This is a genomic window from Rhodoferax sediminis (assembly GCF_006970865.1).
Classification (GTDB): Bacteria; Pseudomonadota; Gammaproteobacteria; order Burkholderiales; family Burkholderiaceae_C; genus Rhodoferax_A; species Rhodoferax_A sediminis.
The window spans coordinates 2,002,641-2,015,266 of record NZ_CP035503.1; the positions used below are offsets into that span (position 1 = coordinate 2,002,641).

The 12,626-nt window shown below is 65.1% G+C and carries 12 protein-coding genes; 5 read left to right on the top strand and 7 right to left on the bottom strand.

Features of this window, described 5'->3' with window-relative positions; all coding sequences use genetic code 11:
* Positions 1 to 41 precede the first annotated feature (41 nt).
* A complete protein-coding gene (locus EUB48_RS09665) occupies positions 42 to 869 on the bottom strand; it encodes a metal-dependent hydrolase (RefSeq protein WP_142818668.1) in 828 nt (275 codons plus the stop codon).
* Between the two features lie 108 nt (positions 870 to 977).
* Here EUB48_RS09665 and EUB48_RS09670 point away from each other — a divergent pair, with 108 nt between their 5' ends.
* A complete protein-coding gene (locus tag EUB48_RS09670; RefSeq protein WP_142818669.1) occupies positions 978 to 1,589 on the top strand; it encodes a TetR/AcrR family transcriptional regulator in 612 nt (203 codons plus the stop codon).
* 12 nt (positions 1,590 to 1,601) lie between these two features.
* Here EUB48_RS09670 and EUB48_RS09675 read toward each other — a convergent pair whose 3' ends face one another.
* Entirely contained in the window at positions 1,602 to 2,153 is a 552-nt protein-coding gene (locus EUB48_RS09675) for a peroxiredoxin (RefSeq protein ID WP_142818670.1), read from the bottom strand.
* 127 nt (positions 2,154 to 2,280) lie between these two features.
* Between EUB48_RS09675 and EUB48_RS09680 the strand changes: the two genes are divergently transcribed.
* Positions 2,281 to 3,909 (top strand): phospholipase D family protein, encoded by a 1,629-nt coding sequence (locus EUB48_RS09680; protein ID WP_244618388.1) that lies wholly within the window; start codon positions 2,281 to 2,283, stop codon positions 3,907 to 3,909.
* Between the two features lie 81 nt (positions 3,910 to 3,990).
* Here the strand turns inward: EUB48_RS09680 and EUB48_RS09685 are convergent, their stop codons facing one another.
* A complete protein-coding gene (locus EUB48_RS09685; protein WP_244618389.1) occupies positions 3,991 to 6,192 on the bottom strand; it encodes a sodium-translocating pyrophosphatase in 2,202 nt (733 codons plus the stop codon).
* 240 nt (positions 6,193 to 6,432) lie between these two features.
* Here EUB48_RS09685 and ppa point away from each other — a divergent pair, with 240 nt between their 5' ends.
* A complete protein-coding gene (gene ppa, locus EUB48_RS09690; protein WP_142818671.1) occupies positions 6,433 to 6,975 on the top strand; it encodes an inorganic diphosphatase in 543 nt (180 codons plus the stop codon).
* 114 nt (positions 6,976 to 7,089) lie between these two features.
* Here ppa and EUB48_RS09695 read toward each other — a convergent pair whose 3' ends face one another.
* Positions 7,090 to 7,890, bottom strand: coding sequence for a lipase family alpha/beta hydrolase (locus tag EUB48_RS09695; protein ID WP_142818672.1), 801 nt, complete (start codon positions 7,888 to 7,890; stop codon positions 7,090 to 7,092).
* Positions 7,891 to 8,085: 195 nt separating this feature from the next.
* Complete coding sequence (locus tag EUB48_RS09700; RefSeq protein ID WP_244618391.1) at positions 8,086 to 9,411, bottom strand: GNAT family N-acetyltransferase; 1,326 nt, start codon at positions 9,409 to 9,411, stop codon at positions 8,086 to 8,088.
* 7 nt (positions 9,412 to 9,418) lie between these two features.
* Here EUB48_RS09700 and EUB48_RS09705 point away from each other — a divergent pair, with 7 nt between their 5' ends.
* Positions 9,419 to 11,095 (top strand): NAD+ synthase, encoded by a 1,677-nt coding sequence (locus tag EUB48_RS09705; protein WP_142818674.1) that lies wholly within the window; start codon positions 9,419 to 9,421, stop codon positions 11,093 to 11,095.
* A 48-nt stretch (positions 11,096 to 11,143) separates the two neighbouring features.
* Positions 11,144 to 11,482, top strand: coding sequence for a P-II family nitrogen regulator (locus EUB48_RS09710; RefSeq protein ID WP_142818675.1), 339 nt, complete (start codon positions 11,144 to 11,146; stop codon positions 11,480 to 11,482).
* Positions 11,483 to 11,558: 76 nt separating this feature from the next.
* Here the strand turns inward: EUB48_RS09710 and EUB48_RS09715 are convergent, their stop codons facing one another.
* Both EUB48_RS09715 and EUB48_RS09720 read right to left on the bottom strand, forming a co-directional pair.
* Positions 11,559 to 12,209: an LOG family protein gene (locus EUB48_RS09715; protein WP_142818676.1), complete on the bottom strand. Its 651-nt coding sequence runs from the start codon at positions 12,207 to 12,209 to the stop codon at positions 11,559 to 11,561.
* The gene (locus tag EUB48_RS09720) at positions 12,206 to 12,619 is read right to left on the bottom strand and encodes a diacylglycerol kinase (RefSeq protein WP_142818677.1); all 414 of its coding nucleotides are present in this window, start codon (positions 12,617 to 12,619) and stop codon (positions 12,206 to 12,208) included. The genes EUB48_RS09715 and EUB48_RS09720 overlap by 4 nt, the downstream gene beginning before the upstream one ends.
* Positions 12,620 to 12,626 lie beyond the last annotated feature (7 nt).

The window sequence follows — 12,626 nt, forward strand, 5'->3', positions numbered from 1 at the left end:
GCAATTCTGCCCCAATGAGGCGGGCTTGCCGTCAGGGCGGATCAGTTGGGGCGTGCGCCGGCAACGGTGTATTGGGCGCTGTTGGCCTGTAGCCAGCGCTGCGACAAGTCGCTTTGCTGCTGGTCGGGATGGAAGTCGGGCTTGAAGTAGGCGCGCCAGGGCTTGAAGGTTTGCCGCACCAGCCCGGTCGGCCCGAACAGGAAGCTGGCCGCATCCTTCCACGTTGCCCAGCGCCACAGCGTGCCGTCGCGGCGCAGGTTGTTGAGCGTCTGGCGCAGGGTGTCGGTCAGGAAGAAGAAGGTGACGCGGCGCATCCATTTGACACGCCATTCCTGGGTGCCACCGAGCGCCTGGTACAACTCGAAGGCCGTGCTTTTGTGCTCGGATTCTTCGGCGCTGTGCCACAGCCACAGGGTTTTCAGGCGCGGCTGGGCGTCGCCGAACAACGCGGGGTGGCGCAACAGCCATTCGGCCAGGATGGCGGTGAAATGCTCGTTGGCCGCGGTGATTGCCAGTGGGTGGCGCGGGTCGAGGCCTTCCAGCAATTTCACGCGCGACTCGGCACGCGGCGCCCAGGCGTTGACCAGCCCCTGTTTTTCAAGGTGCGCATTGAACAGCGCGTGAATGCGTCGGTGCGTCGCCTCCTGGCCGATGAAGCCCTGCACTTCGCGCTGGCGCCGGGCCTGTTCCTCCGCCGACAAGGCCTTGTGGCCATTGCGCACCGAGTCGATGAAGAACTGCTCTCCCACCGGGAAACTCATCGACAGCGCATTGAAGAACGCCGTGCGGAAGGTGCCGCCGCCGCACCAGTGGCGCGGCAGCGGGGTTTGCAGGTCGATGAGCAACCGGCGGACAACAAGGTCGGTCATGCGGAAATCCAATCCATTGGAAGATGTTTTGGTACGAATGCGTACCGAATTATTCAATCATGCCTTTGCGTTGTGGTACTGTCAAGTACCAATTCAAGCTCAACAATCATGGACAGCAACGACAACCTCGCCAGTGAACATCGACACCGCTTGCTGGAGGGGCTGGCGCAGGCGGTCGCGGAAAAGGGCTACGCCGATGTGACCATCGCCGACATCGTGCGCGAGGCCGGCGTGTCGCGGCGCACCTTCTACGAGCACTTTGCCGGCAAGCCGCAGGCCCTGATCGCGCTCTTCGAGGCGGCGAGCCGCAACGCGCTGCAGGTGCTGCGCGCGGCCATCGACTCCGAACGCGACTGGCAGGCGCAGGTCGAGCAGGCCATGACGGCCTACCTCGGCTGCCTGGCGCAAAACCCGGTGCTGCTGCGCACGCTGTTCATCGATATCCTGGGCCTGGGCGCGCCGGGTCTGGCCGCACGCCGGCGTGTGAACGGGGAGATCGCGCGCTTCATGGGCTCGGTTATCAACGCGGGCCAGGCCACGCCGGTGCTGGACGACGACATGGCCATGGCGGTGGTGGGCGGCATCCACGAGCTGGTGCTGCAGGCCATCGAGCAGGAGCGCCTCGTGGCGGCATTGCCCGAACTGGCCGACCTCACGGGGCGGCTGGTTCGCGCGGTGGTGCAGGGGGAGAGTGCGCGGCGCGCCCGCCCCAAAGCCTGAGCGCCGGGCCGGTCAAGGCTTGCTGGCGGGCGGCAGTTCGCGCACCGCGGCCAGCATTTTTTCCACATGCTTGTCGGGGTTCAGGCTCAGGTAGAACGACGCGATCCTGTCATTGGGCGCGATGACGTAGGAGATCCGGTTGGCGTAGTCCGGCCGGGTCTGCATTACCGCATCGAATGACTTCATGATGGATTGCGAGGGATCGGATGCGACCGGGAACCTGCTCTGGCAGGACTGCACCGAGAACTTGGCCAGCGTGTCGATGTCGTCGCCCGAGACGCCTATCACCGTGGCACCCAACGCCGCAAACTTGTCCATGGACTCGGCAAAGGCATGGGCCTCAATCGAGCAACCCACCGAAAAAGCGGCGGGGAAGAAATACAGCACCACAGGGCCCTTGGCCAGGGCATCCGCCAGCGAGTAGTTGAAGACCTTGCCGTCGAACGCGGCCTGCGTGGTGAACTTGGGCGCTGCGTCCCCGATGTCGAGCGCGGCGACGGCGGAGCTGCACAGGCCAAGCATCATGAGCGCCGCGGCCACCCATTGGTATTTCAGACGCTGCATGCTCACTCCTTCCAGATGTGCATTTCATTCTAGTCTGCATCCCCGATTCCTGCCCTGACGCTCCTGTCTTTGCCGTCTTTGGCCCCGCTGCGCTACCATTCCGGCAATTCACTGCAGGCGCGACAAAATGAACACCGGCATGCGACCTCCCAGGTCATTTTCCCTCGGCCGCGCGGCCTGTTTTTTCCCGTTTGGCGGGGTTGGCAACCTGTGTCTGCTGGTGCTGCTGGCCCTGCTGGGAGGTTGCGGCACGCTGCCTCCTGTGGCGCCGCGCGCGCCCACCACGGCCCTGGCGCCGGACCCTGCCGGTGTCTTGTCCAAAACCGTCGCCGCATCGACGCCGCCCGGAGAAGACTCGGGCTTTCGGCTGTTGCCGATGGGGGTGTATTCGCTCGACGCGCGTATCCAGCTCGTGCAGCGCGCCCAGCGCTCGCTCGACCTGCAGTATTACGTGTTCGACAATGACGCGACCGGCCGGCTGCTGCTGCGCGACCTTAAAAAGGCGGCCCTGCGCGGCGTGCGTGTGCGCCTGCTGGTCGATGACCTGTACACGGCCGGCAGCCAGCAGCTGTTGCTCGCACTGTCGGCCACGCCGAACATCGAGGTGCGCCTGTTCAACCCGTTTTGCTGCGCTAGAGAGCAACTTCTGGGCCGCTTCACGGCTTCGCTGTTCGACATCTCCCGGCTCGACCACCGCATGCACAACAAGCTGTTCATTGCCGATGGTGTGATGGCCATTGCCGGGGGGCGCAACATTGCGGACAACTACTTCACGCTCGACCCGCTGCAGAATTTCGTGGACATGGATGCGCTGATGGTGGGACGGGTGGTGCCGCAACTGGCGTCGATCTTCGACACCTACTGGAATAGCGAGCAGGTCCGGCCGATCGAATCCATCGTGCAGGCCCCGGGTGATCGCAAGCTGATGCAGCAGGACTTCGATGAATGGGTCGACATGGCCGCGCCGCCCCCCGTGCTGGCGCTGCCGCCGACCGACGTCCTGGGCTATGGCCCGATCGGCGAGGAACTGGATGCGGGCCGCATGGGCCTGCTGTGGGGCACCGCCCGTGCCTTTGCCGACCCGCCCGACAAGCTGCTCAAACGCACGGATGACGACGCCCTCGCCACCAGCGTGACGCTGGACGTGCTCAAGGCCATGCGCCAGGCCACCAGCGAAATCTATGTGGTCTCGCCCTACCTGATCCCCGGCCCGCGCGGCATGAAGGCGCTGCTGGATGTGACCGGGCGCGGCGTGAAGGTGACGATACTGACCAATTCGCTGGCGGCCAACGACGTGCCGGCGGTCTACACGGGCTATGCGCATTACCGCCCGGGCATGCTCAAGGCGGGGGTGGATCTGTACGAGCTCAGCCCGCAGCGCACCACCCACAATGTGCGGCTGGGCATGTTCGGCTCCTCCTTCGGGCGGCTGCACGCCAAGATCGCGGTGATCGACCGCAAGACGGTGTTTATCGGCTCCATGAACCTGGACCCGCGCTCCGCCACCAAAAACACCGAATTGGGTGTGCTCGTCGACAGCCCGCAACTGGCGCGCGAGATGCTGCGCGTGATCAACATCAGCAAGCTGCAGAGCGCCTACCGGGTGCGGCTGGCGCCGTCGGGCTCGGACAGCGTCCAGTGGCTGTCCACGGATGGCGAGAAGGAGATCATCCTCGATTCCGAACCCGAGTCTTCGGCGTGGCTGCGGCTGTACAACTTCATGGTCGGGCCTTTTGTGCCCGATTCGCTGCTCTGAGGTGCCGAACGCGGCGCCATGAAAAAAGCCCGCCTGAGGCGGGCTTTTCAACGCGGGGTGTCCGCGCCAGTTACTGCCGCGTCACTTGAGCGGGGCCGAATTGGCCGGCGCTGGCGTAGCCGCGCCCGGCTTGGCCGCAGCGGCATCCGTGACGGCGCCCGTGGCCGCCGGCGCCGTGATTGCGACTGGTGCCGGCAGGACGGCTTGCGGCGCCTCGCCGCCATGCAGCCGCATCATCAGCGGCACGATCAGGAGCGCCACGATGTTGATGATCTTGATGAGCGGGTTCACCGCCGGGCCGGCCGTATCCTTGTAGGGGTCGCCCACGGTGTCGCCGGTCACGGCGGCCTTGTGCGCCTCGGAGCCCTTGCCGCCGAAGTTGCCGTCCTCGATGTATTTCTTGGCGTTGTCCCAGGCGCCGCCGCCGGTGCACATCGAAATGGCCACGAACAGGCCGGTCACGATGGTGCCCATCAGCAGGCCGCCGAGCGCCTTCGGGCCGAGCAGCAGGCCGACCAGGATCGGCACCACCACGGGCAGCAGGCTCGGGATCATCATTTCCTTGATGGCGGCCGAAGTCAGCATATCCACCGCGCGGCCGTATTCAGGCTTGCCTGAGCCGTCCATGATGCCCTTGATGTCGCGGAACTGGCGCCGCACCTCGACCACCACGGCGCCCGCCGCGCGGCCCACGGCCTCCATCGCCATGGCACCGAACAGATAGGGGATCAGGCCGCCGATGAACAGGCCGATGATCACCATCGGATCGGACAAATCGAAGCTGATGGCGTGGCCATAACTCTCCAGCTTGTGCGTGTAGTCGGCAAACAGCACCAGCGCCGCGAGGCCGGCCGAGCCGATGGCGTAGCCCTTGGTCACGGCTTTGGTGGTGTTGCCCACCGCGTCCAGCGGGTCGGTGATGTCGCGCACGCTCTTGGGCATTTCCGACATTTCGGCAATACCGCCGGCGTTGTCGGTGATCGGGCCGTAGGCGTCCAGCGCCACCACGATGCCGGCCATGCTCAGCATCGAGGTCGCGGCGATCGCGATGCCATACAGGCCGGCCAGCTGGTAGGCCACGCCGATGGCGATGCAGACACACAGCACCGGCCAGGCGGTCGAGCGCATCGAAACTCCCAGGCCGGCGATGATGTTGGTGCCATGGCCGGTGGTGGAGGCTTGTGCGATATGGCGCACCGGCGCGTACTGGGTGCCCGTGTAGTACTCGGTGATCCACACCAGTGCGGCGGTTAGCACCAGGCCGACGGCACAGGCGCCGAACAGCTTCATCTGGCTGCCGGTGGCGCTGATGGCGTTGTCGGGCATCAGCCACGTCGTGACGAAGTAGAAGGCGATCAGCGACAGCACGCCGGCCACGGCCAGACCCTTGTACAGGGCGGGCATCACGTTCTTCATGCCGGGCGAGGCCTTGACGAAGAAGCAGCCGATGATGGAGGCGATGATGGATACGGCGCCCAGCGCCAGCGGATACACCGCGGCATGGGTGCCGGCGCCGGCCACCAGCAGGGAGCCGAGCACCATGGTGGCGATCAGCGTCACCGCGTAGGTTTCGAACAGGTCGGCGGCCATGCCGGCGCAGTCGCCCACGTTGTCGCCCACGTTGTCGGCAATCACCGCCGGGTTGCGCGGGTCATCTTCGGGAATGCCGGCTTCGACCTTGCCCACCAGGTCGGCGCCGACGTCGGCGCCCTTGGTGAAGATGCCGCCGCCGAGTCGCGCAAAGATGGAGATCAGCGAGGCACCGAACGCGAAGCCGATCAGCGGGTTCAGCAGCGTGGCCAGTTGGCGGTCTGGCGTCAGGTTGCCGTTGCCGGCCAGGAACCAGTAGAACGCCGTGACGCCCAGCAGACCCAGGCCCACCACCAGCATGCCGGTGATTGCGCCGCCGCGAAAGGCAACGTCGAGCGCCGGGCCGATGCCGCGCGTGGCCGCCTGCGCGGTGCGCACGTTGGCGCGCACCGACACGTTCATGCCGATGAAGCCGCAAGCCCCGGACAGCAGCGCGCCGGCCACGAAGCCGATGGCCGTCTTGCCGTCCAGGAAGAAGCCGATCAGGATCGCCAGCACCACGCCGACGATGGCGATGGTGCGGTACTGCCGCGCCAGATAGGCGGCGGCACCGGTCTGGATGGCGGCTGCAATTTCCTGCATCCGCGCATTGCCTGCGTCCTGGGAAAGAATCCAGCTGCGCGCCCAAAAGCCGTAAGCCACGGCAATGAGTCCGCAGACGAGCGCCAAAATCAGCGCTGAGTTGCCTGTCATAGTTTCTCCTACTCGTTGTTTTCGCTGGGAGGGGGCAGCACGCGAGCGGTGCCCCCGCTGCGTTGCTTCCTCGGTGCCCCAGTCCGGCAAACGCGCGGTGGAGACGATTGGCCAACAGCGGAAATATAAGCCTAAAAGTGTGTCGGAGCCGTGACACGGCGGATTCAGCAAGGGGTGCGTCAGTAAAATCAGGGTTAATCCCGAGCAGATTCCGATTTATTTTCAACCTGAAAGACAGCCATGGCCCTGGACCGAGTAACCCCCGGCAAGAACGTCCCTGACGCCTTCAACGTGATCATCGAGATCCCGATGAACGCCGATCCCGTCAAGTATGAAGTGGACAAGGAGACGGACGCGATCTTTGTCGACCGCTTCATGAGCACCTCCATGCATTACCCCACCAACTATGGCTACGTGCCGCGCACCATCAGCGGCGATGGCGACCCGGTGGATGTGCTGGTGATCACGCCGGTGCCGCTGATCCCTGGCGTGGTGGTGACGTGCCGCCCGATCGGCATCCTGAAAATGCAGGACGAAGCGGGCGAAGACGGCAAGGTGCTGGCGGTGCCGGTCGACAAGATCCTGTCGATCTACACGCAGTGGCAAAAGCCCGAGGACCTGAACCCGGCACGCCTGAACACCATCGCCCACTTCTTCGAGCACTACAAGGATCTGGAACCCGGCAAGTGGGTCAAGATCGTCGGCTGGGAAGGCGGCGATTCCGCCAAGAAGGAAATCATGGACGGCATCGCCAACTACCAGAAGGCGAAGGCCAAGGCCTGAGTTTTTAAAGAAAACCGGCTGTAGCCCATACCGGACGGGAACAGCCAGCTATCAAAACAAGAGCGCCTGCGGTGTTGCCACCGGCAGGCGCTCTTGTTTCTGGCGCAACGGCGCTCAGCGCTGCGGATCGGGAAAGATCAGCCCGTGCAGGCCGCGCTTGCGCTCAAACGGCCTCCATTGGCCCTCAAGCTGCGCCAGCCGGTCGGCCACCGCCCACCAGGCGCTGGGATTCAGCCCCAGGCCGACGTGGCTGGCGACCACCTCCACGTTTTCGGTGTGCGGGTTCGCGGCGCTGGGTGCCTGGATGCTGCCCTGCCAGGCCACGATGCCGTCGCTGCGCGAATACACCGAGGTGGTGGGCACCGGAGGTGCCACGGGCAAGTCGTAGTTGCGCGACTGACGTTCAATGTTGTGGCCGCTGGCCAGCTCGTAGATGCGCCAGGCGTTGGTGCTTTTGGGCGGACCGGCGAACGGCGTGCCCAGCGTGATCACGCCGCGCACCATGTCGGGCATCAGCTTGGCGATCTCGCGCGCGTACACGCCGCCCAGGCTCCAGCCGATCAGGCTGACTTTTTTGCCGCTCGCATGAAACGTTTCCTCGACCTGCCGTTTCGCGCCGTCCAGCACGCCGGGCCGCGGACCGAAGTTGAAGCCCTGGTTCCAGCCGTCGGCGGCATAGCCCAAGCTGCCCAGGTAGCGGCGCAGCGGCACGGTCGTGCCGTCGCCGGCGCTCAGGCCCGGAAACACGATCACCGCATGGCCGTCGCCGGCCGGGGCGCGCTGCAGCACGGGCCAGGCCGGCAGCACGGCGCCAAACTCCCAGAACGCGCGAAATTCCATGGCCAAAAGCCAGGCGCTGGGCGGGGCGAGGTCTTCAAGGTCTTGCTGGGGGGCTTGTCGCGAGTCTCTTGCCATGAGTGTTGCGGTCATCTGGTGTGGGTTCAGGCACGCTGTGCCGTCTCCCTGGCCATTGGGGTAGAGGTTACGTTAGCAGTTTTAACGCGCGGGGTGCGCGGTTTGATGGCAGTTTTAGAGGAGGCTGCCTTCGTTTTCGTCTCCTTGGCGACGCGCGGCTTAGTGGTTTCTACCAAGACAAGACGGTGGCCGTTATCAAGATGGCGCGTCAGCGTGTTTGAACGGGTTGCGGCGTTCCAGTTCGTCCATGTAGTGCTCAATGCCTTCACCCTCGCGCGCCAGGAAGCGCTCCACCGCATCGGCAAAGGCCGGATGCGCCAGCCAGTGGGCGCTGGTGGTCTTGACCGGCAAGAGCGCGCGCGCCATCTTGTGCTCGCCCTGGGCGCCACCCTCGAAGCGCTGAAAGCCATGCTCTATGCACCACTGCAGCGGCTGGTAATAGCAGGCCTCGAAGTGCAGGCAGTCCACACGCTCCAGCGCCCCCCAGTACCGGCCGTAGGCGGTGCGCTCGGCGACTTCCTGTGCATTATTTAAGCTAAATTGGCCGGTAGCCCATACGGGGCCGTCACTGACAGCTATCAAACTGGTAGCGATGGGTTTGCCGTCACGCTCTGCCACAAACAGCAGCCAGTTTTCCGGCATGGTGCCCGCCATGCGCCGGAAGAAGTTGCGGCTCAGATACGGCGCGTTGCCATGCTCGTAGTAGGTCCGCTCGTAGCAGCGGTAGAAAAAGTCCCAGTCGCGCGGCGCGATGTCCCGCCCCAGCGACCAGCGAAAACTGACGCCGGCATCAAGTACCTTGCGGCGCTCCTGGCGGATTTTCTTGCGCTTGTCGTGGCTCAGGCTGGCCAGAAAATCCTCAAAGCTGCCGAACGGGCCGGCGACAAGCGTGGGGGCCGGCGAACGCAGCGAAGGGCCGCCCCGAGCAAGTTCAGCCCCCTCGGGGGGCAGCGAGGACACGCCAGTGCCGAGCGTGGGGGCCACATTTCTCCAATGAAACTGCACGGTATGGCGCAACATCAGGCCGGCTTGCGCGCAGGCGGCGACGTCGTCCTCGCCGGCAAACAGCAGGTGCAGCGACGACAGTTGCTGCTCGCCGCACCAGTCCACCAGCGCCTTCACCAGCGCCTGGCGCGCCGGCGCATCGCGCGCCAATAGCCGCACGCCGGGCACCGGCGTGAAGGGCGACGCGACCACGGCCTTCGGGTAATAAGCCAGGCCATGCTGCTCGTAGGCGTTGGCCCAGGCCCAGTCGAACACATATTCACCGTAGGAATGGTCCTTGAGGTACAGCGCGCAGGCTGCGACCATTGCGGGCCCCCGCCACAGCGTGACGAAGCGCGGCGTCCAGCCCGTGGCTGGCGTGGCACTGCCGCTCTGGTGCAGGGCAGCCAGGTATTCGTGCCGCATGAAGGGGTTGGCTTCACCCCGGCAGGCCAGCAGGGCGTTCCAGTCCGCCGCAGGGACTTCCAGCGGCGAGGAAAACACCCGGATGACATAATCGTTTGAATCGCTTTTCACTGTTCCTATGACTCTCAAAATCTGTGTGGCCCAGCTCAATTTTGTCGTTGGCGACCTGTCCGGCAACGCGCAAAAAATCATCGAGGCCGCGCACCAAGCCTATGCCGACGGCGCGCGGCTGCTGTTGACCCCGGAGCTGTCGATTTGCGGTTACGCGGCCGAAGACCTGTTCCTGCGCCCCGCCTTCATCGCTGCCTGTGATGATGCCGTGAAAACGGTGGCCCGCGAACTCGCCGGGTTAAAAGGCCTGGTGGTGGTGGTCGGCCACCCCACGGGCGGTGACGTGCGCAGCAAGTCGGTGGCGGTGCAGCGCCGCCACAACGCGGCCAGCGTGCTCGGCGAGGGCCGTGTGCTGGAGACCTACGCCAAGCGCGAGCTGCCCAACTACCAGGTGTTCGACGAGCGCCGCTACTTCACGCCGGGCCAGGGCGTGTGTGTATTCCAGGTGGGCGAGGGGGCGGATCGGCTCAGCGTCGGCCTGCTGATCTGCGAGGACGCCTGGTTCGAGGAGCCGGCGCGGCTCGCCCAGGAGGCCGGCGCCGAGCTGCTGGCGGTGATCAACGCCTCGCCATTCCACATCGGCAAGGGCGACGAGCGCGAGCAGATGATGCGCCAGCGCGCCCAGGCCTGCGGCCTGCCGCTGGTCTATGCGCACCTGGTGGGTGGGCAGGACGAGGTGGTTTTCGAGGGCCATTCGTTTGCGCTGAATGCCGATGGCTCGGTGGCCGGTCGCGCCCCGAGTTTTGAGGAAAAACTGTTCGAAGTCCAGGTGGAACGGACGCAGTCAGCTATCAAACTGGTAGCAGAGGTGGCGCCGGAGCGTACGCCGGACGCCGACCTGTGGGACGCGCTGGTGCTGGGCGTGCGCGACTACATCGGCAAGAACGGCTTTCCCGGCGCGATCCTCGGGCTGTCGGGCGGCATCGACTCGGCGCTGGTGCTGGCGATCGCGGTCGACGCCATTGGGCCCGACAAGGTGCGCACCGTGATGATGCCCTCGCCCTACACGGCCGACATCAGCTGGATCGACGCGCGCGAGATGGCGAGCCGCGTGAAAGTGCGCTACGACGAGATTTCCATCCTGCCGATGTTCGAGGCCTTCAAGGCCAGCCTGGCCGGCGAATTCCATGGGCGCAAGGAAGACACGACCGAGGAGAACATCCAGGCGCGCATCCGCGGCACGCTCCTGATGGCGCTGTCCAATAAATTCGGCGCCATCGTGCTGACCACCGGCAACAAGAGTGAGTTGGCCACCGGCTATTGCACGCTGTACGGCGACATGGCGGGTGGTTTTGCCGCCATCAAGGACCTGGCCAAGACGACAGTGTTCCGGCTGGCGCGCTGGCGCAACGCGCACGACCCCTACGGCACCGGCGCCAATCCGATTCCGGAGCGCATCATCACGCGCCCACCCAGCGCCGAGCTGCGCCCCGACCAGACCGATCAGGATTCGCTGCCGCCCTACGAGGTGCTGGACGCGATTCTGGAGCGCTACATGGAGAACGACCAGGGCCTCGAGCAGATCGTTGCCGCCGGCTTTGCGCGCACCGATGTGGAGCGCGTCACGCGGCTGATCAAGATCAACGAATACAAGCGGCGCCAGGCGCCGGTCGGCATTCGCGTGACGCACCGCAGCTTTGGCAAGGATTGGCGGTATCCTATTACCAGCAAATTTCGCGCGTAGAATTTTCCACTCCAGCCTCCCGCGCCCACCCAACTTCACCTGATCACCATGAAACAAATCACCGCCGTTGTCAAACCTTTCAAGCTCGAAGAAGTCCGGGAAGCGCTGGCCGAGTGCGGCGTGACCGGCCTGACCGTGACCGAGGTCAAGGGCTTTGGTCGCCAGAAAGGGCATACCGAGCTGTACCGCGGCGCCGAATATGTGGTCGATTTTCTGCCCAAGGTGAAGATCGAGGTGGTCGTCAAGAGCGATGATGTGGAGCGCTGCATGGAGGCCATCGTCAAGGCGGCGCGCACCGGCAAGATTGGCGACGGCAAGATTTTTGTCACCAATGTCGAGCAGGTGGTCCGGATCCGCACCGGGGAACAGGACGAAGCGGCAGTTTAGAACCCCCACGCTTGTCGCTGCGCGTACTGCGCTGGACGAGTCGCCGCCAGACGCGAGGACCCTTCGCTGCGTTCGTCTAGATGGCGTCCAGCCGGGGCTGCGGGCTGAGGCCAGCGCTCTGGACTAACTCGCGCAGCAGCGCGGCGGGCTCGGCGCCTTCGCGCATCAGCGTCATTTGCCAGTCGCCCATGAACTGTTGCTCGACGCTGGCGCGCAGAAATTCAAGCAGCCTGTCGTAGTAGCCGGCAATATTGAGCAGGCCGACCGGCTTGTCGTGGTAGCCGAGCTGGCGCCAGGTCCAGGCCTCGAAAAACTCTTCGAACGTGCCAATGCCGCCGGGCAGCGCCAGAAAGGCGTCGGCGCGCTCGGCCATCATGCGTTTGCGCTCGTGCATGGTGTCCACGATGTACAGCTCGGTGCAGTCGTGATCGGCCAGTTCCTTTTCCACCAGTGCCTTCGGGATGATGCCGATGACCTGGCCGCCGGCCTGCAGGGTGGCATGTGCCACGATGCCCATCAAGCCGTTTCGGCCGCCGCCGTACACCAGTTGGCCGCCATGACTGCCAATCCAGCTGCCCACGGCCGTGGCTGCGGCGGAGAATTCTGTCCGGCTGCCTGCGCGCGAGCCGCAGTACACGCAGATGGAAAACGCGGGGCTCGCTGGAGCGCCTTCGTGCTGCGCACTGCGGCGCGAGCTTGCTTGGGGGCGGCCTGGCGCGGCGCTCATGCGAAAAACCTCTGGCATAGCGCTGCGGCCCAGATGCCGGCGCACAGCAGCAAGCTCAGAAGCACAGCGGCGCTGCCCATGTCCTTGGCCCGTTTGGACAGGTCGTGCCACTCCGGGCCGATGCGGTCAATGGCCGTTTCCAGCCCGGTATTGAGCAGCTCCACGATCAGCACCAGCAGCACCGAGGCGGCGAGCACAGCCGTTTCAACCCAGCTGCGGCCCAGCCAGAACGCGGCGGGAACCAGCACCACCGCGGCGATGGCCTCTTGGCGGAAGGCCGTCTCCTGCCAGCCGGCGCGCAAGCCCTCGACGGAATAGCCGGCGGCGTGCCGGATCCGGCTCAGGCCGGCGCGCGATTTTTGGAGATTGGGGTTCGGGTGGATTCCAGCCCTCGATTTTGATTGCGGCATGGCGGAA

Bases quoted from the DNA above. Each gene is read 5' to 3' on its own strand.
- EUB48_RS09665 (WP_142818668.1), bottom strand. From the start codon at position 869: ATGACCGACCTTGTTGTCCGCCGGTTGCTCATCGACCTGCAAACCCCG.
- EUB48_RS09670 (WP_142818669.1), top strand. From the start codon at position 978: ATGGACAGCAACGACAACCTCGCCAGTGAACATCGACACCGCTTGCTG.
- EUB48_RS09675 (WP_142818670.1), bottom strand. From the start codon at position 2,153: ATGCAGCGTCTGAAATACCAATGGGTGGCCGCGGCGCTCATGATGCTT.
- EUB48_RS09680 (WP_244618388.1), top strand. From the start codon at position 2,281: ATGAACACCGGCATGCGACCTCCCAGGTCATTTTCCCTCGGCCGCGCG.
- EUB48_RS09685 (WP_244618389.1), bottom strand. From the start codon at position 6,192: ATGACAGGCAACTCAGCGCTGATTTTGGCGCTCGTCTGCGGACTCATT.
- ppa (WP_142818671.1), top strand. From the start codon at position 6,433: ATGGCCCTGGACCGAGTAACCCCCGGCAAGAACGTCCCTGACGCCTTC.
- EUB48_RS09695 (WP_142818672.1), bottom strand. From the start codon at position 7,890: ATGGCAAGAGACTCGCGACAAGCCCCCCAGCAAGACCTTGAAGACCTC.
- EUB48_RS09705 (WP_142818674.1), top strand. From the start codon at position 9,419: ATGACTCTCAAAATCTGTGTGGCCCAGCTCAATTTTGTCGTTGGCGAC.
- EUB48_RS09710 (WP_142818675.1), top strand. From the start codon at position 11,144: ATGAAACAAATCACCGCCGTTGTCAAACCTTTCAAGCTCGAAGAAGTC.
- EUB48_RS09715 (WP_142818676.1), bottom strand. From the start codon at position 12,209: ATGAGCGCCGCGCCAGGCCGCCCCCAAGCAAGCTCGCGCCGCAGTGCG.
- EUB48_RS09720 (WP_142818677.1), bottom strand. From the start codon at position 12,619: ATGCCGCAATCAAAATCGAGGGCTGGAATCCACCCGAACCCCAATCTC.